Origin of the sequence: Neorhizobium sp. NPDC001467 (assembly GCF_050275975.1) — a bacterium.
In the GTDB taxonomy this organism is placed as follows: domain Bacteria; phylum Pseudomonadota; class Alphaproteobacteria; order Rhizobiales; family Rhizobiaceae; genus Neorhizobium.
The window spans coordinates 126,995-145,000 of the sequence record NZ_JBNNPS010000008.1 but is presented as its reverse complement, the minus strand read 5'-3'; the positions used below and the strand labels follow the sequence as shown (position 1 = coordinate 145,000).

The following is an 18,006-nucleotide window of genomic DNA, read 5'->3' as shown; positions in this document are numbered from 1 at the left end:
AATGAGCCGGCTTGACAGCTTCATCAACCGCATGTCGGCGCAGCGCGACATCCTTAATCACGTGCGCGACGGAATTGACCTGCCGGACGGTGACGTGCTGGAAGTGGGCCTGGGCAACGGGCGGACCTACAGCCATCTTCGCGAAAATTTCGCCGACCGCCGCATCGTTGCCTTCGATCGCAAGTTCGCCGCGCACAAGACGCTCGCACCGGAGCCGCAGGATTTCATCGAAGGAGACATTCGCGAAACCGGACAGGGGTTTGTCGGAACCGATGCCGCACTTGTGCATGCCGATATCGGCACCGGTTATCCGGACGTGGATGCCGTAACGCTGCAATGGCTGCCGGACATGGTTGCAGGAATGCTCGCCGAAGGAGGGATTGCCGTCAGCGGCCTTCCCCTTGCCCATCCGAAGCTGGAGGAGCAGCCACGCCTGCCCAGCGTGGAAGAAGGCCGCTATTTCTATTATCGTCGAAGGGGCTGACGATCAGTTGACGAGCTGACGCCGGCCGGCGCGGGTACGATCGAGTTCGCTGGTCGTGCGGTGCAGTTGCTCGGCAAAGGCACGGGTAACTTCGCGGGTCACGCCCGGGTCGATCAGAACCTTGGAGAAGGCGTCCTTGCAGATCTTCAGAGCTTCGACCGGCGTCGTGGTTCGGACCGTCGCGGTTCGCACGCCGTCGCACAGAAGACAGACTTCCCCGACGATGCAATCACCCTTGACTTCGCCGATTTTCACTTCGCCATCCGGCGCTTCCATGAGAATGTCAGCGCTGCCATTAAGCAGGACATAGGCACAATCGCCGGTGTCGCCTTGGTGAAAGAGTTCCTGGTTGACGTCGTAGCTGACCCTGCTGGACGCGAAGGCCAGCAACTTCAGACGGCACGGATCGACCTTTGCGAAGTAAGGTATCCGCCGCAAAAGCTGCACTTCTTCCTTCAGTAACATCGTCGTCACCACCGCTCAGATGTGTCCGGCAACCCTCTCCTAGGCTACCAGTGTCTTGAATATACCACTTTCCTGCTCGAGAGTCTCGAATGTTCCATCGTCTACGATCGAGCCCTTGTCGAACACGACCACCCGCTTGAACAGACGGGCGAGAGACGTGTTTGACAATACCCATATAATCGCAGGATCATGATCCTGTTCCTTTAGAAAATCCATTACGTTTTTAACGATTTCGTTCTGGACCCTGCGATCGAGCCCCGGCAGGGCCCTGTTGAAGACGTAGAAGTCGGATCGGCGGATCAGTGATCGTGCGACATTGAGCTTCTGCCGCTGCACCAGCGTCAGGCGCCGTCCGCCCGCCCCGATATCGAATTCCAGGCCGACCCCGAGGAAACTCGCGTAGAGATCCTTCTCATGCATGACGCTCGATGCGATGGCACGGATCTGGTCGCCGGCATCGGCGATACGATGGCTGAGCTTTCCAAACAGGATGTTTTCCCGGAGACTGGCAAGCGCGATATAGCGATGCGGATCGTAACGTTCAATCATACCGGAAAGATGCGGTGGCAGTTTCGCATGCAGCAGGTCGCGGGCCCCGACGATACGTTCCGACAGTTCGGGCGTCAGAAGGCCAAAACGGTAACGCAGCTCGACATAGTTAAAGCTCAGCCGGATCATTGCCCGCAATTCGTCGCGGTTCGGGCGCACGCCGGCCGGCCTCTCGCAGAAACGCTGCAGCAACTGTTCGTAGACGTCAATCTCCGTGGCGCTCAGGGTAATCATCTGCTGGAAAAAGGGATGGTCTTCCGGCAGGCTGCCAAAGATGTCGACAAGGTTCTCGGCAATCGCGGTGCCCATTTCGAAAAGCGGGTCCAGCAGATCGGCGGAACGCAGGACGTCGTAGAAATATTCGCTGTCGAGCAGCGAGTTTTCACCCCCCGCCCCTTGCCGCATCGTGCCGAACAGCAGGTTTTCGCCGACACTCGCCTCGATATTGTAACGATCCGGCTCGAAATAGACGACAAGATGGGACAGGCCACGATCCGCCAACGTGGAGCGCAATGCATGGCGCATGTCGACGATCCGCGCGGCCAGTTCGGTATGAACCTCCGGATCGAAGCTCGAGTGCAACGCAAGGTCCATGATGTCGGCGGTCAGTTGAACCGCATCCAGCGCTGCCAGCAGTGAATTCTTCAGGTCGTCTTTCTGGCCGTTGCGAACGGATGTCGTCTTGCGATCCAGCCAGTCTGCATGAATGTCATAATCGGGGTTGCCGGCCATGCGGGCCTCGTGCATTTCCCAGCGCCGCTGCGCTGCCTCGCGCCCATTATACGCGACGATCGAGGTGGGCGCGTGTTTCAACCCATAGAGAAGATTATCCTTCAACGTGCCATGGAAGAAATAGCTGTCGGCGCCGGAATATGAGATCGCGCGGCCCGACACGGATTCCGGCAGTTCGAGCAGGTCGGCATCCTGCAGGGTGATCTTGCCAGCAACGGGCCAGACCACACGACCAAACGCTTCGGCAAGCGCTTCGGCGCCGCTGCCTGAATTGTCGATGACGGCAACCGTTTCGCCACGCTCGAACCGGATAGACACCCCTTCGGCAACGCGCGCCCCGCTTTGATCCTCAATGGTAACATTGACGGCCGCAAGCGGCGAAAGCGACCTTTCCTCGGGCTTCGCAGCTAGGGCATGAACCGCCGGTGCAATCAGCATCGGCGCCTCGAATTCCTCGAGCACCTGCTCGTATTTGACCTGCACGTCCTGACGCGCCTGATCCCAGTCGATCAGCTCCTTCAACGGGCCGGGCAGGTCCTTGTAGGCATTGATCACGGCAATCAGCTGGCCGACATCGAGGTTGCCGCGCAGCGTCAGATAACCGCCGATCGAATAGAACAGGAAAGGTGTCAGCTGCGAAAGGAAGTTGTTCACGAACTTGACGAGAAACTTCCACTGGTAGAGATCGTAGCGGATCTTGAAGATATGGCCGAGGCGGTGGGAGACGTCGGCCCGCTCGTAGTTCGAGGTGTCGAAAGCGTGGATCGTGCTGATGCCCTCGACGATCTCACTGACCTTGCCGGCGAAATGACGGGCTGTCACCTGGCGCTGGCGGCCGAGCTCGATCAGCCGATGGCGCATCTTCGGAATGATGCCGACCTGGATGGCAACCATGGTGGCGGCGATCATCCCAAGCCAGAAATTCTGCACCATGATGAAGAACAGCGCCGCAATTGCCTGTCCGCCGAGCATGGCCGGCTGCACGAAGGCATCGCCGGTAAAGCCACCGAAGGGCTCCACCTCGTCCTTGACCATGCTCGACACTTCGGCCGCGTGGACCTTTTTCAGATAGCTGGGCGGGAAACGCAGGATGCGGTCCACCAACTGGTATCGGATGCGCCGCAAAAGGCGTTCGCCGAGACGCCCCTTGTAGGTATTGATGTAGTATTTGAACAACCCGTTGACGATGACCAGCAGAAGGAAGACGCCCGACAGCGCGCCCAGCGTTTCCAGGCGATCGAGCGGGATGCCGTCGAACTGAAAGATCGTGCCGACCTTCGGCAAGGAGATAGTAAAATCCATATAGGCTTGCGTGGCGCCTTCACTTTCGAAGCCGCCGCCCTGGATCGGACCGTTGATGATCTGCTTGGGCAGGTCGAAGGCAAGAAAATACGGCACCATGGACGCCGCCACGATGGTCAGGATGAACAGCTGCTGACGTCGCGTATGTCTCCAGATATAGCGGAGAAGGCTCTTTTCCATGGGATGCCGTCAAAGGGACGGCGGTTGCACGTCCATGTCTCTACATGTTTCACGATGTATATAAACGACTGAAAGTATGGCTGCAAACCGCCTCGCGCATTGCAGCCATCAGCTTTTATCACCCTTTTGCGACCTTGTCGCGGGTTCGCGGGGTCGCGGAACAAGCACGCCTGCCCTGCCGGCGTCGATCAGGTCAGGGCGCGTTCGAAGATGCGCTGCAGCCGATCGGCGAAGGCACGCGGCTCCTGCGGCCGGTCACCATCAAGAATGCGCGCCTGGTCCAGCAGCAGCAGCACAGCATCCTCGCGCAGCGCCTGATCGGCGGTCCGTGCGGCGATCGCCCGCACCAGGGTGTGATCGGCGTTCAGTTCCAGCACCGGCAGGCTGCCGCCTTCCATTCGCCCTGCTCCCTGCAGGATTTTTTCCAGCTGACGATCGTAACCGCTTTCGGAAGCAACAAGGCAGACGGCGCTTTCGGTCAGGCGATCGGAGACGCGCACATCCGAAACCGCATCCGCCAGTCGCTCCTTGGCAAAGGCGATGAGATCCCCGATGTCGGCGGCCACTTCCGGCTTGTCGGCAGGTTCCTCGCTTTCCGGCTTGGCAAATTGCGAAAGGTCTGCTGCACCCTGCGTGATGGACCTGAACGACTTGCCCTGGAATTCGGGGGCGTTCATCACCCAGAAACTGTCAATCGAATCGGTGAGCAGAAGCACCTCGACCCCGCGTGCGCGAAAACCTTCGAGCTGCGGCGACGTCTTCAGCTGTTGAAGATTGCCGCCGGTCAGATAATAGATCGACTGCTGGCCTTCCTTGGCGTCACGGACATAATCGGCAAGCGAGCGATGGCCTTCACCGCTCGCCGTCGTGCGGAAGCGCGACAGTGCCAGCAATTGCGCATTGCGTTCGAAATCCTCGTAAATGCCTTCCTTAAGCACCGGGCCGAAATTGTCCCAGAGCTTTGCAAAAGCATCCGCATCGCTTTCGGCCAGCTTTTCGATCGCACTCAGCACGCGGCTGGTGACACCCTTGCGGATGGCCGACAGAACCGGGCTTTCCTGGATCATTTCGCGCGACATGTTGAGCGGGAGATCCGACGTATCGACCAGACCGCGCACGAAACGAAGATACCGCGGCAAAAGATCGGCGTCGTCGGTGATAAAGACGCGCTTTACATACAGTTTCATCCGGCCCTTTCGATCCGGGTCGAACATATCGAAGGGCTGCGAGCCGGGCACATAGGCCAGCGTCGTATATTCATGCCGGCCTTCTGCACGGAAGTGAACGTTGAGCGCCGGATCGTCGTACTGGCCCGACAGACTGCGATAGAAATCCGTATAGTCCTCGGCTGAGATCTCGTTCTTGGGGCGGGTCCAGAGCGCGCTGCCATCGGTCACGCGAACAGCGTCCTGGCCGGGCTTTTCGATAAGAAGGATCGGCACCGGCACATGGCCGGACTGATCCTTTACGATCTTTTCGACAGCAAAGCGTGATGTGTAATTGCCGGCGTCTTCCATGAGATGCAGCGTGATACGTGTGCCGCGGACAGGCGCCTCGCTCAGCTCTGCGGCATCCACGGCATAACTTCCCTTGCCATCGGATGACCAGCGCCAGGCCTCGTCGGTGCCGGCGCGGCGCGAGACGACATCGACCTTGTCGGCAACCATGAAGCAGGAATAGAAGCCGACGCCGAACTGCCCGATCAGCTGCGCGCCCTGTTCCGCCTTTTCGGCTTTCGACGCTTCGATGCGCTCCATGAAAGCGCGGGTGCCCGAGCGCGCGATGGTGCCAAGCGCCTCGATCATTTCGGCGCGGCTCATGCCGATGCCGTTATCCTCGATGACGAGACGCCGGGCCTCGGCATCGAGCGTCAGGGTTATACGCCCTTCCTCTCCATCCGCACCCAGGAGCGAAGGATCGGTGATCGATTCGTAGCGCAGCTTTTCGCAGGCATCAGCCGCGTTGGAAATAAGTTCGCGCAAGAACACATTGCGGTCGGAATAGACCGAATGCACCATCATGTGCAGGAGGCGGGCGACGTCGGCCTCAAAAGCATAGTTCTCGACAGGTTTTTCTGCAGCGTCGGTCATGGTTCCCTCGTCTTTGTCAGGATGACGATAGGCAGCACTTCGCGGCCCGATCGTCTTCGTGGGCTGCAAGATAGGGACCGGCAAAACACAAAACCAGAGCGGCGATGCGCGCAATTGCTTTTGCACGCCCGGATCGACACGACCGCTTCAGTAATCGTTGTTGCGAGCGGCACGAGCATCGGCGAGCCCCCGCAGCGCCTCGCGGTTTCCGGTCTGGGACGCCGCCTCGAAAACCTGCATCGCGTCACTATAACGCTGCATGTTGAGATAGGCATAACCGCGCAGAACCATCAGGTCGACCCGTTCCGTCTCGAGCTGCGCGCGCTGGTCGAGGAACAGAAGCGCGTCGCGGTATCGGCCGGCGTCGAAGGCCGCGGTGGCGCGGTTCGACAGGATTGCCACCTGCAGTTCGGAAGCACGCCGGCGGGCAAGTGGCGCCTGCGTCGCCGCAACTGCGGCATTGTCGGTGAGACCGACGCGCAGATAGGCGAGCGACTGGCCATAGGCCGCGTCCTCACGAACCTGTCCGCTCCCGCGTTTGAGCGCGACGTCGAAAGCACCGGCAGCTTCAAGCGGCCGGTTGAGTTCCATCAGGCACCAGCCGCGGCTGAGCGCGGCACCCGGCGCCATTCCTTCCGGATCGACGCTGGTCGAGCAGCCGCGCTGGGGCCTTGCACCACGGGCGGCGGCGGCCGCCGTGGGGGGGCGCGGACGGATCGTTTGCGGGCCGGTGGACGATGAACCGCCCCGAGAGCCGGTTGGCTGGGTGGCGGCAAAAGCGCCGGCCGTTTCGGAACGATAGGCAGGCACGGTCGGCGTCGGCCCCGTGACGGGCAGAACCGGTGCAGCCGCCGGCTGCGTCTGGTAGGCTTGTGGCTGGACAGGCTGAGCCTGGAAGGGTTGAGACTGATCGGGCTGCGTCGCGCCGGCGGGTGCACTGGCGGGCTGGGGGCCATATTGCGCCGGAGAGAAGGCCTGCCCCTGCTGCGCCACCACCTGTCCAGTCTGCGTGGCAAACGGTTGCGCGGCCGGCGGGGTCTGAACGGGTTCGCCGAGATTGGCGATGCGAACGGAACGCCCCTGCCACTGGCGCTGCACGGCAGCGACGCCGGCGCGATCGTTGAGTTGATTGCGGGAGAGGACGAGACCGTAGGCGGAAGGTTCGTCGTCCGGCTTCCATGACAGCGCCGTCTCGAACCACCGCGCCGCCGTTTGCGGTTGATTGAAATTGGCGGCATACCAGCCGAACTGCTGGGCAGAGGCTGCATCGCGGGCCTTGATCACTTCGACGGCGATCCGTTGCAGCACCGGTTCGGAAAGAACCGGCGGCGGCAATACGGCAAGAAGATTAGCCGTCGCGGCCATGTAGGTATTGCGAGCGTCGGTGGAATCGTCACGCCAGCGATACATGACCTCCTCCGCTTCCTGCGGAGATTTTCTGGCAATCAGGCAGAGCGCCAAACCCTGCGAAGCCGAAGCGGAGTCCTCGCGCTCGCGCGCCATGCGAAACCATTTTTCCGCAGCGCCGGTATCGTCGCGACGCAGCCGATACCAGCCGACCAGAAGCGCATCCGAGGCAAGACTGCCATCCTGGGCAAGCTTTTCGACGCGCGTGACATAGGTCTCGTCGAGGCGGATCTTCGGATCTTCGTTTGCTTCTGCCATGAAACGCCGGGACAGGTCGTCGCGAATAGGATCGAATTCGCCGGATCCGTCATCGTTGCGCCCTTCGGAGGACAAGAGGTCCTGCATGTCCGCGTAATCGAGCACCGCCGAGGCTTTTTGCACCGTCGCCAGGCGTTCCCGCGGCTCGGAGCAGTTCTTGAGGACATAACCATAGGCATCCTTGGCGCGGGCATTGCGATCCGTTTGCGCAAAGGCCTCGGAAATGCGCCAGAGAACGTCGACTTCGCTGCAGGTCAGAAGCGCCGGCGTTGCGGCGCCGATCTCGACGACCGTCTGATACTGCTTGAGATCGGAGGCGTTAACGAGGCGAGCGCGCGCTTCCGCGACGTCGAGCCGCTCAACGAGATCGGCCGGGGGTTGCCAGGCCGCGTTGGCGGTGCGGCGGTCGGCGATGGCCCGCCGCAGTTCGGCAAACCGGCCGTCGGCGTAAAGACGCCACATGGCTTCCAGCTGCGGATCGCCGTTCTGCGGCACGGCCAGCGGATCGGCTGGTGGCGTCCAGTCCGGATAAAGGGCACGGAGGCGGGAAATTTCCGCCTGCAGGCGGGCTTGATCGTTCCGGGCGGCAAAATAGCGCAACGCGCTTTCATCGACTTGTGGAGCCGCATTTTGCGGCCGGGCGACGGCATCATTCGATGACGACCCCGCATCGGGCCGCGTCGTCTGCTCCGGCGTCTGGCCTGGTGCCTGGCTAGGTGCCTGCGCGGGCGTCGATGCGGCCTGCGCGACTTCCGCCTGCGTCAATCGCATTGGAGGTGTCTCGGTCGAGCCTGTCGGACCGGCTGCGAAGTCGACGACGGCCTGATCGAGCGGCATACCGTCCGGCCCGCGCACGCGCCCCATCGCCATGAGTTTCGGGGCCGGCTGGTCCTGAGAACCCGTCAGTGAATCCACCTGATCGCGCAGGGCATGCGGCTCTTTCAATCCGTAGACGGCTGCCGCCACGGCGATGACTGCCACTCCTGTCGCGAAAACCTTTCTCATAGGCATTCCGGGTGCTTCTCTGTGATAAAGGCCAGGCCGAGCAACTGCAGCGTGGACGGATAATAGAAAAGGGGCTCGAATCGACGAAGGTCGTCCGGCAGCTTTGTACCACTTACGACGCAGCCGACCATATGATTAACCAGCCGATAGCCGGGATCGGACAGCGTGTCCTTCACGTTGCCGGAGGGGATGTCGAATGTGCTGGTCGCGTCCGGCGAGGCGCTGGTTGCCTGCGCAAGCCAGGTCAGCAGCGACTGGTCGGCAACCCCGGCGCGCATCAGATAGAGCGGAATGCGTACCGCGTTATATCCGTATTCCGGCGCAAACCCTTCGGCCGGGCGTGGTTGCTGCGCAATGCTAACCCAGTCGGCCGGCAATTTGCGCGGACCGAATCGCATGGCGCCCAATAGCGCCTTGCCGTCGTCCGACAGTTTTTGCCAGCGATCGGACGGCGCCAGCATGTTCATGATCGGCAGCGCCTCGTAGACCCAGTAGGATGGATTGATGACCGGTCCATCCGCCCTTTCGTTTTCGCCAAATCCTTCGAGTCCCGGCAAAAGCACCGTGTGCCCATCCTTCTCGACGACAGCGCTTTTCAGCAATGCGCGGGCGATTGCTCTTGCCGCCGCTGTATAATCCGCCCTGTTCCAGGCGGCGCCGCCAAGGGCAAGGCCATAGGCGATCAGCAGGTCACCGTCCGAGGCATTATTGGTGTCGACCACATGCGGTTTGGCGTTGGGGTCCCATTTCCAGACCGCAAGGCCATCGTCGCGAAGCAGGAGTTCGGTCCGGGTGAAGGACCAGATCTGATCGAAATCGGCCTCTTCATTGGCCAGATAGGCGAGAATCAGCCCATAGCCCTGGCCCTCGCTATGGCTGATATTGCCGTTGCCGTTGTCGATGATGCGACCGCTACCGTCGAGGAACTTTTGCTTGTAGGCCTGCCACTGCGCGGCCGGAACGCCTCCCGCACGCGCGGGATGCGACAGTCCCGAAACGAGGACGATCGCGCCTGCCAGGAGAGCCGACGCGCAGCTCAGCAGTGTCGGTCCCCGCCTCATTTCCGTCTCCCCAGATTGGACAGCAGCGCCGCCGTGGTGACGCCGATCAGGAATGTCACGGCAGCGAAAAGGGCTGCGAAATAAAGCACATTGGTGGATAGCCAGTTGGCTGCGATCAGGCGATAGTTCCAGATCGAATTGCTGGTCGGAGCGACAAAGGAAAAGCCTTCGACCGCGACGTTTTCCACCCGGTCCGTTCGCGACGAGTAGGTGGTGATGCGTCCGGTAACCAGCGGCCAGCGATCCTGCGTGGTCATGACGCGTGCGCCCTCGGCGAGATCGCCGGCAGAGGGCGCCGTCACCACGGTCCAGGTGCCATGACCTTCCGTGCTCACACCCTGAGCGATCATGAACGTCGCGGCATTGGAGGGTGCGAAAGGTTCGACCTTGCCCGGCAGCAGCCGGAACGAGGTCAGCGAGATATCGAAATTGCGCTGCATCCACTCCTGAAAGGCGGAGATCTGGCCGCTCCAGTTGGCGCCGCTGACGCGGTTGCGCCACGCGTCGAACACGTCCTGTGTCACGACGTTTTCGGTGGTCGGCCCGGCGGACGGACGCCAGGATGACTGACTTGCGGCAGCGACATGAGCCTGCGCGAGCACGGGGGCCGGCATTTGCGTGATCGAGCCGATGAAGAGGGCATCGCGATCACCGACGGCATTGGCCGAAGCAACGGGTTCGATCGGTAACGGCCGTCCGGCGGCCAGCGCGATGCGCGACAGAACCGTTGCGGCCGCCGACAGCGTATCACGATCGACACGGTCCATGAACAGCGGCGTCGTGGCTGTCTCCCGGCCATAGGGATAACCGGTACCCTGAAGGGCCGACAGGTCCGGTCGCTGGCCGATACGGGCGAAATCCGGCATATGGAACTCCGAAGTGTCGAATAGCGCAAAGCGCGGCGCTGTCGAGGCCGACGCACCAGGCGCACAGGCCTCGTCCTCCTGCGTGCGCAGTGCCGTTTCCAGTTCTACCGTATTCGTACCAGCCTTGAAATGCCGCATGGTGACCCGGATGGGCAGATGTCTCAAGATGCCGCCGCCTTCCGTCGTGATCGGTACGGTGGAGGCGATGTTGCCGTTGACATAGACATTGACCTGGCTGCCCGGCAGGACCGCTTGCGAATAGGCGGCATCCAGCAGGATTGTCGCCTCGCCGTAGCCTTGGGCATAGAAATCTGCGGGTACGCCAATCTGGAACCCGGTGCGCAGGCGACGGCCCGAAAATTCCAGTGTTTCCATGCCAAGCTGTGCGAAGCTCAGCCGCGCATCGGAAAACAGCATCGGCGCATCCGGCGCCGACCAGCGCTGCGTGGACAGCACGTTGCGCAGCACGTCGAGCGGCCGGTCAACCGGGGAAACGACCGACTCGATCGCGGTGGAGATCGACTGCCAGTTCGGGCCGCTAATGACGAGGAAAGGCTGGCCGCTGCGGCGGTCATCGACGAATGTTGCGACCGGTGCGCTGGTCGCAGATGACGGCAGATCCGCAAACACCGGCTGCAGTTCGGCCGCGGTGCCGATCAGCACCGTGAGCTTTCCGGATGCCGATGCCGCAAGGCGGTCGGTCTGGAAATCGAACCTCTGACTCGGCATGCCGCTGAGAATGGCAAGGCCCTGTGTCAGGCGCAGGATCGGCTTCAGTGTCCCCGGCTGATCGAGCGACGGCACCACCATGTTGAAGGTCGTCATACCGGCCTCGTCCACACCGACGGCGCGGATGGCATCGGTGCTGGACAGGCGCCTCGCCAGCGGGCTGTTGAAATCGAGATAGGTGCGGGCCGGATCGATATTCGACCACAGCTCGTAGGTGGAGGCGATCGAACAATCCGTGCGATGGCGCTGTTCGGCGCGCAGACTGATGGTGTTCACGCCCTGCTGCAGCAGGCCCGGGGGCACTGCAAAGGAGATCTGCAGCGGTTTTTCAGAGGCGGCGATCTGTTGCTGTCCGATCACGCGGTTATTGACCAGAATGCTGATCTGCGACGCCTCCGGCGCGATCACCACGGCATTCTGGTAACCGAGGTTGAAGCGGGCCGGGCTTGCGGCCTGTTCGGGGGTTACATAGATCGACCAGGCGTGACTGTCGTGTTCTCCCTGCAGGGTCATCTGCGGCGCTGGAACAATGTATCGCCTGAACCCCAGGGCGGCAGACTGGCCAGAAGGCGCAACCCGGCTGGGCGGCGCCTGCATGCCTGGCTGGCTCTGCTGACCCGGCCGCTGACCTGGAGCCGATTGCGGCACAGCCTGAGGCGCCGCCTGGGCCGGCATCTGGGGTGCCGGGGCTTGCTGCGGCAAGGCCGGGGCGTTGGGCATGGCCGGACCTGCGGGCGCAGGCGCGGCGGGATCCGCCTGAGGTCGTGTCGGGACGGCGCTACCTGGAGCGGGGCGGGCCGGGGGCTGTGCCGCCGGACTTGCAGCGGGTCGGTCACCCGACATGTCGAAAGCTGCCGGCTGGGCGAAGGCGCAGGTGGCAGCAAGGAGAGACAGGGTGGCAGCCAGGCAGGACTTGGGCATCAGCTTTTTGCCTCCTTCGCATTCCCCACCGCCGCATCCTCCGGCGGCGCGGAGCGGCTGCTGCGGAAGAAATAAACCAGACCGCGGCTAGTCTGGTAGAACGCCAATGCAATGAACCAGATCGTACCGCGAATGATGCCTGGATTGTAGCGCCGCGACTGCTGGAACTGCGACCATTGCGAGGAATTGGCAAAAATCAGATCGGCAATCATCCGATGGTCCTGCGCCGATTTGGGGACATACTGGCAGCCGACGGTAGTGATGTCGCCCGTCGCCTGCGCATTGCGCACGACGACGGGCAGGCTGACCCTTTCGCCGCCGCTGTGGGGCTCGAAGCGGACTTCGCCCATGGCGCCCTTGGTCATGCCGGATGCACGGCGATTGAAGACGTTGATGCGCGCACCGTGAACGGACACATCCTCGATCGAAGCAGCGTACCAGTCGTCATTGACGCGAAATTCGCACCGCCGGTTGATGCGTACGCGCCGCGACGCCGCCGGTTCGCCCCGTTCCGACACCACGCCCAGCGCACATCCGGCCATCAGCAGGTTGATGATGTTCCAGCCGCCGACGACCAGTGTGACATCTGCTTTGTAGGGTTCGGCATAAATCTTGTAGATAGTGATCGCGAGCGCGATGACCTGGACCGCGAAGATCACGAAAAAGGGTCGGCTGATTTCCGACAGCCTGCTGGTCGCGATGGATTCATCCTTGGCCGTGACCTTGAAGGTCGGCTTGCGTGGGTTGAGCATGACGGAAACGACGGCCGGCAGCAGATGCACGGTCTGCACATATTCGTAGAGTTCGGAAATCCACGGCCAACGGAACGAACCGTAGAGGTAGTTCTGCATCATCAGGTTCACGAACATATAGGCGAGCGTATAGGCGAGGAACTCGCCGCCGGATGCCGTAAAGATCTCCAGATCGAAGAAGAGATAGAAGAGCGGCGCGAACAGGAAGACCGTGCGCGGGAACGGGAATAGCCAGAACAGCGTCGACGACATGTAGCAGAAGCGCTGCGCCACCGACAGGCCCCGCTTGAGCGGCGGGAAACGGAAGCGCAGGATCTGCATCATTCCCTGCGCCCAGCGCGAACGCTGGCCGATGAAGCTCGCGAATGTCGCCGGCTGCAGGCCGGCGATCAGCGGCTTGTCGACATAGATGCTGTGCCAGCCGGTACTATGCAGTTCGAGCGCCGTTTCACAGTCCTCGGTAATGCTGACACCGCTGAAACCGTTGGTGGTTTCCAGCGCCTTTCGGCTGAGGACGGCTGCCGAGCCGCAAAAGAAGGCGGCATCCCACTTGTCGAGCCCGCGCTGGATGATGCCGTAGAACATCTCGTTTTCGCTCGGCATCTTGTCGAAGGTGCGCAGATTGCGCTCGAGCGGATCCGGGTTGATGAAGAAATGCGGGGTCTGGACGAGGAACAGTTTCTCGTGCTCCTCGAAATAGCCCACCGTTTCCAGCAGAAAGTCACGCGCTGGCGCGTGATCGGCGTCGAAGACGGCGATCAGTTCACCGCTGGAATGGCGCATGCCGTTGTTAAGATTGCCGGCCTTGGCGTGTTCGTTGCGTTCACGCGTCAGATAGTGAACGCCGAGGTCATCGCAAAGCTGCTTGAGTTCGGTATGGCGAGCCATCGCCTCCTGGGCTTCAAGAAGTTTCGGCGAATTGCGCTTCTGCAGCGTGCCGCCGTCGTCCAGCAACCAGATGTGCAGCTTGTCGGCCGGATAATCCATGCTGCTCGCAGCCGCCAGGGTATTGGCAAGCAGCGTCGCATCCTCGTTATAGGAGGGCACGAAAACGTCGACATGCGGAAAGACTTCGAGTTTGGCAGCGCGCGACGGCCGCGGCGGCAAGGGTGTGGCGACGACGAACAGGCTCAAGCCCAGCATCATCACGTTATACATCTCGGCGAGATAGAGCAGGAAACCCGGAATGAAATTTTCCAGCTGGTTGACCGGCGGCAGCGTGCTGGTCGTCCGCCAATAAACATAGCGCAGGACGATGGCTGTTCCGAAGGCGAGCGCGATCAGGCGCCACGTACCCTCGCCCTTGAGGATCTTGATAATGGCCATGACCGCAAGCGCGCAGATGCTGGCAATCAGCTGTGTCTGCAGGTTGACCGGCAGGGTGATGAGGGCAATGACAGCAAGGACGACGATGATCCAGACGACGACACTGCGGATCTTATGAAAGGGCATTTCAAAACTCCCTGCGCCGGTCTGGCGCAACTTCAATCCGATCCGGTTTGTTCATCGGTCGTTTAAGCGTTTCGGTTCATGGGCAGCGACCATTGCCGCCGGCGGCACAATCTGGACCCGGCACACGTATGGCATTTGCAGTCGGCGCCGAGGGGTATCCGGTTGCGGCAGCGCTGCCGGCCGTGCCCTGTCCAACCGGCGGCGTCGGCACCAACGGCCCGGTCGGCGTGATCGATGCCGCTGGCGGAGCGTTACGGGCGGGCTGCGGGGCAGGGGTCGGACGCGGCCGTGCGGGCGCGCTCACGGCAACGCGGCGCATAGCGGGTTGCGGCTCGTAGCCGAGCGGTGCGGCATAATGGTCGATCGCGGCGGCGGCAGGGTAGATGGGATGACCCGGCCGACCGAGGTTCGGATCAGCGCTGTCGGGCCGGCCATACGGGTTCCACTGCCAGCCGGTGAAGGAACCGTTGATCGTGTAGCCGTACATTGTCGCAAGCAGCGCTTCTTGGGACCGCTCCGCATCGCAGAGTCGCAGCCGCATCTGAATGACGCCGAGATGGTGAAACGTATTGCGGGCATCCGCGCTGGAACGGATCTGCTGCCAGCCATAGACGCAGGTATCGCCATTTCGGCTCTGGCCTGTGGCATAGCTGAAAGCGCCGTAATTGTTTTGCAGATAGCTGCCATTTCGCGCCATGGCGATGCCCGGTATTTCGCTGCGCATTTCCCGTGCGATGGTTGCCTCTGTCAGCCGGGCCGATGACAGGGTCTTGTCGGTATTCGTCCCCTCGATGGCGGGACCGATGAACCGCACCTTGATCGAATTCTGACCGGGCACGGAAGACTGCGTGCGCAGCGCGATATCCTGCTCGATCCCGTTGCGGTAGCGCCGCTCCACCACCGCTGCAACGGCTGGGCCTCCGGGCGGTGGAAAAATCAGCGCCTCGGTGGAAGATACCGCACGCGTTGCCTGAAACCGCGTAACCCCTGCGGTGGAACTGCACCCCGTAAGGGTCACGGTCAACATAATCGTCGTTGCAATCGATTTCATAAAGCAGCCGCAATCAAAAGGTTCGGTTCCGTGCAGCGGGCTGACGACTGATTCGCGCACCCGCCCCCGACAATATTAGCGTTTTAGAAAACAATTTGTTAACCAGTCGTTAACGCTAATCCAAGAATTGCTGAGATAGCCCCTCGGCGATCTTTCGGCAGCGATTTATTGCACGAGTTTCATCGTATTTCCTTCCACTGCATAGGAGGATAGGCGGCCAAGAAAACTCATGCCGATCAGTATGTCAGGCAAGGCATCATTGCCGATGACGAGCGCCTCGACATTCTTGAGCGAAATGTTACCGACCGTAAGGCTTGGCAGGGTCACGCGCGCGGCTTTGATATCGCCGGCGGCGGTCGCGACGGTGTGGTCGTAACGAATGTCTTGCGCATCAACCCCAAGGTTTCGCGCAACGGCCTCACCGAGTGCCACGAAGGTTGCACCGGTGTCGATGATGCCCGTCAGTGTGTGGCCATTGGTCGAGAACAGGCCTGTGAAATGGCCCTCTGCGCTTGCCTTCACAGTAACGCGTCCGGCCTCTTTTCGCAAGATCGACGGGATCTGGTTTCCGGACGGCGCGGCATTGGCCTCGGTCCATTCCGGGTGCCTGGCACGTGAGGTGGTACTTGGATTGGCATTCGCACCGGCGTCCAGCATTGCCGGCGCCTGGCTGGCGACAAATATCGCAAGACTTGCCGACACGATCACGCGTGTGAGCATGGCAAGGAATCCTTCCTTTTGATCCCGCCTCATGCGGGCCGTAGATTCGGCCATAAGCGCTGAAACGTTAAGGAAGCGTTGACGCCTGCCGACCAGACACATGGATTTGCGGTGGCATCCGGCCGGCGGGACCTTTAACGGATAGACGCGCGCGATTGCGGACGAGAAAAAGCACAAGGCGCCAGAACCGATGGAGCATCTATGCCGAAGACGCGCAAACGCCAGTCGAGAGCCTTGGAGAGATTGAAATCCGATTTTCCCGGCATCCATGCGGATCTGATATGCGGCCGCATCCCTTCTTTGAAGAAGGCGCTGGTGAGGGCCGGACTGGCGCACAAGCCCGACCCGCTCGACAAACTGCTCAAGACATGGGGCAAGGCGGATGCACGGCAACGCGAGCAGTTTCTGACGAAGATCGGGGTGCGCGCCGCTTCGAGCGACACCGCCGTCGCGATGGCGGAAGGCCACGGACCACTGATCGCCAATGGCCGCTACCTCCTGCCGCAAACGATCCGGCGGATCGAAGCCATCATGACACGACGCAAACTGCTGCCTGCCGACGTCATGGCCGAAATCGGCTTCCCCCTCGATAGCCGGTCGCTCACCCGCGCCCTTGCCAAAAAGGCCAGCTTGAGGCTGGCGATCATCGCCGCGCTTGAAACCTGGCTGCAGCAACAGGATCAGCCAGGATAAGCCTCCGTCATCCGCGCGCGAGCGGCAGGCGTGTCTCCAGAGCGCGGATGGCATCGACACCGACATTGGCGAAAGCAGCCCGAACGAAATCCTGCTGGTTATCGCCGAAACACGTACCGGGCAGCATGAGGATGCCGAATTCCGCAGCCATCCACTGCGTCACGCCGGTGGCCTCGCGACCGGGGAAGGGATGGCGCAGATAGGCGAAATAGGCGCCGATCGACACAATCGACCATCCTGCGCGGCGATCTATGGCCTGATGAAACGCCTGTCGCCGTTCGTCGATGATCGAGGTGTTCGCTCGTCGCCATGCGCTCAAGGTTTCAAGGGCCTTTGCCACCGCGTACTGCGCCGGACGCGGCGCGCAAATCTGCAGATTATCCATCACCTTCTGCAACTGCTCCATGACCTTCGGCCCGCAGACGATCGCCCCCAGTCTGTGACCGGGGATGCAGAATACTTTCGAGAAGCTGTAGAGGTGAATGAAGCTGTCGTGCCAGTTGGGCTTGGAAAAAAGAGCATGCGGCGCGCCGAAACCGGCCGGCAGGAAATCGCGATAGGTTTCGTCAGCGATGACGAAGACGCCGCGCGAATGACAGCAATCATAAAGCGCGTCGAGGAATGCGGTCGGATAGACGGCTCCCGTGGGATTGTTGGGCGTGACGACAAAGACGGCGCGCGTGCGCGCGCTGATGGAGGCTTCGACAGTGGCAAGCGAGGGAACGAAGCCGGCTTGAGGATCGGCATCGACGATCTTCACGTCGACACCCAGCATGCGCAGCGTCATTTCGTGGTTGAAATAGTAGGGACGGATCAGGATGACCTCGTCACCCGGTCGCAGCAGCGCCAGGGCGACGGCAAAGAATGCCTGGTTTGCGCCAGCGGTGATTTGCACTTCAGCCGCACGGAGTTCGGCGCCATATGCTGCTTGGAGATCGGAGGCCAATGCCGTTCGCAAGACGTCCTCACCCTCGATCGGACCATATCCATAAAGATCGGCGCGCCCGGCTGTTTCACCCAGCCAGCGCACAAGATCGGCATGCGGCGCGTAGCCGGGAACGGCCTGCGACAGATCGATGACCGGCCCGGCCCCGCCATCATAGGATTTGAGAGCGGCCTGAACCGCGGGAATAGGCGGCGGCGCCAGTTGCTTGACGGCTGGATTGAAAGCAGGCGACGCGGTCATGTCGTTCATTATTTTTTCCCCATGTCTCTTGGTCGGGTCATGGACCCGCGGCGTGACGCGCCTGCGGCCGTCAACGGCAACAGCCTGCAACGGCGACCGGCAA

Annotated in this window: 12 protein-coding genes; 2 read left to right on the top strand and 10 right to left on the bottom strand. The window is 61.6% G+C overall.

Going from position 1 to position 18,006, the window contains the following annotated elements; all coding sequences use genetic code 11:
- Nucleotide 1: 1 nt before the first annotated feature.
- Complete coding sequence (locus ACQKKX_RS16240) at nt 2-484, top strand: class I SAM-dependent methyltransferase (RefSeq protein ID WP_427572053.1); 483 nt, start codon at nt 2-4, stop codon at nt 482-484.
- Between the two features lie 3 nt (nt 485-487).
- Here ACQKKX_RS16240 and ACQKKX_RS16235 read toward each other — a convergent pair whose 3' ends face one another.
- The 9 genes from ACQKKX_RS16235 to ACQKKX_RS16195 all read right to left on the bottom strand — a co-directional run bounded on the left by ACQKKX_RS16235 (nt 488) and on the right by ACQKKX_RS16195 (nt 16,024).
- Entirely contained in the window at nt 488-949 is a 462-nt protein-coding gene (locus tag ACQKKX_RS16235; protein ID WP_427572052.1) for a cyclic nucleotide-binding domain-containing protein, read from the bottom strand.
- Between the two features lie 39 nt (nt 950-988).
- Nucleotides 989-3,712 (bottom strand): ABC transporter transmembrane domain-containing protein, encoded by a 2,724-nt coding sequence (locus ACQKKX_RS16230; RefSeq protein WP_427572051.1) that lies wholly within the window; start codon nt 3,710-3,712, stop codon nt 989-991.
- Between the two features lie 188 nt (nt 3,713-3,900).
- Entirely contained in the window at nt 3,901-5,802 is a 1,902-nt protein-coding gene (gene htpG, locus ACQKKX_RS16225) for a molecular chaperone HtpG (RefSeq protein ID WP_427572049.1), read from the bottom strand.
- 147 nt (nt 5,803-5,949) lie between these two features.
- Nucleotides 5,950-8,472, bottom strand: coding sequence for a cellulose synthase (locus tag ACQKKX_RS16220; protein WP_427572048.1), 2,523 nt, complete (start codon nt 8,470-8,472; stop codon nt 5,950-5,952).
- The gene (locus ACQKKX_RS16215; protein WP_427572047.1) at nt 8,469-9,533 is read right to left on the bottom strand and encodes a glycosyl hydrolase family 8; all 1,065 of its coding nucleotides are present in this window, start codon (nt 9,531-9,533) and stop codon (nt 8,469-8,471) included. Before ACQKKX_RS16215 ends, ACQKKX_RS16220 begins: the two co-directional genes overlap by 4 nt.
- Nucleotides 9,530-12,049 carry a cellulose biosynthesis cyclic di-GMP-binding regulatory protein BcsB gene (locus tag ACQKKX_RS16210; RefSeq protein ID WP_427572046.1) on the bottom strand — a complete coding sequence of 840 codons (2,520 nt, stop codon included), beginning with the start codon at nt 12,047-12,049 and terminating at the stop codon, nt 9,530-9,532. The genes ACQKKX_RS16215 and ACQKKX_RS16210 overlap by 4 nt, the downstream gene beginning before the upstream one ends.
- Nucleotides 12,049-14,253 (bottom strand): UDP-forming cellulose synthase catalytic subunit, encoded by a 2,205-nt coding sequence (gene bcsA / locus ACQKKX_RS16205; RefSeq protein WP_427572045.1) that lies wholly within the window; start codon nt 14,251-14,253, stop codon nt 12,049-12,051. The genes ACQKKX_RS16210 and bcsA overlap by 1 nt, the downstream gene beginning before the upstream one ends.
- A gap of 76 nt (nt 14,254-14,329) precedes the next feature.
- Nucleotides 14,330-15,280, bottom strand: coding sequence for a cellulose biosynthesis protein BcsN (gene bcsN, locus ACQKKX_RS16200; RefSeq protein ID WP_427572043.1), 951 nt, complete (start codon nt 15,278-15,280; stop codon nt 14,330-14,332).
- Between the two features lie 189 nt (nt 15,281-15,469).
- Nucleotides 15,470-16,024 (bottom strand): retropepsin-like aspartic protease family protein, encoded by a 555-nt coding sequence (locus ACQKKX_RS16195; protein WP_427572042.1) that lies wholly within the window; start codon nt 16,022-16,024, stop codon nt 15,470-15,472.
- Nucleotides 16,025-16,225: 201 nt separating this feature from the next.
- Here ACQKKX_RS16195 and ACQKKX_RS16190 point away from each other — a divergent pair, with 201 nt between their 5' ends.
- Nucleotides 16,226-16,717, top strand: coding sequence for a hypothetical protein (locus tag ACQKKX_RS16190; RefSeq protein WP_427572040.1), 492 nt, complete (start codon nt 16,226-16,228; stop codon nt 16,715-16,717).
- 7 nt (nt 16,718-16,724) lie between these two features.
- Here the strand turns inward: ACQKKX_RS16190 and ACQKKX_RS16185 are convergent, their stop codons facing one another.
- Complete coding sequence (locus ACQKKX_RS16185) at nt 16,725-17,912, bottom strand: aminotransferase (RefSeq protein WP_427572038.1); 1,188 nt, start codon at nt 17,910-17,912, stop codon at nt 16,725-16,727.
- Nucleotides 17,913-18,006 lie beyond the last annotated feature (94 nt).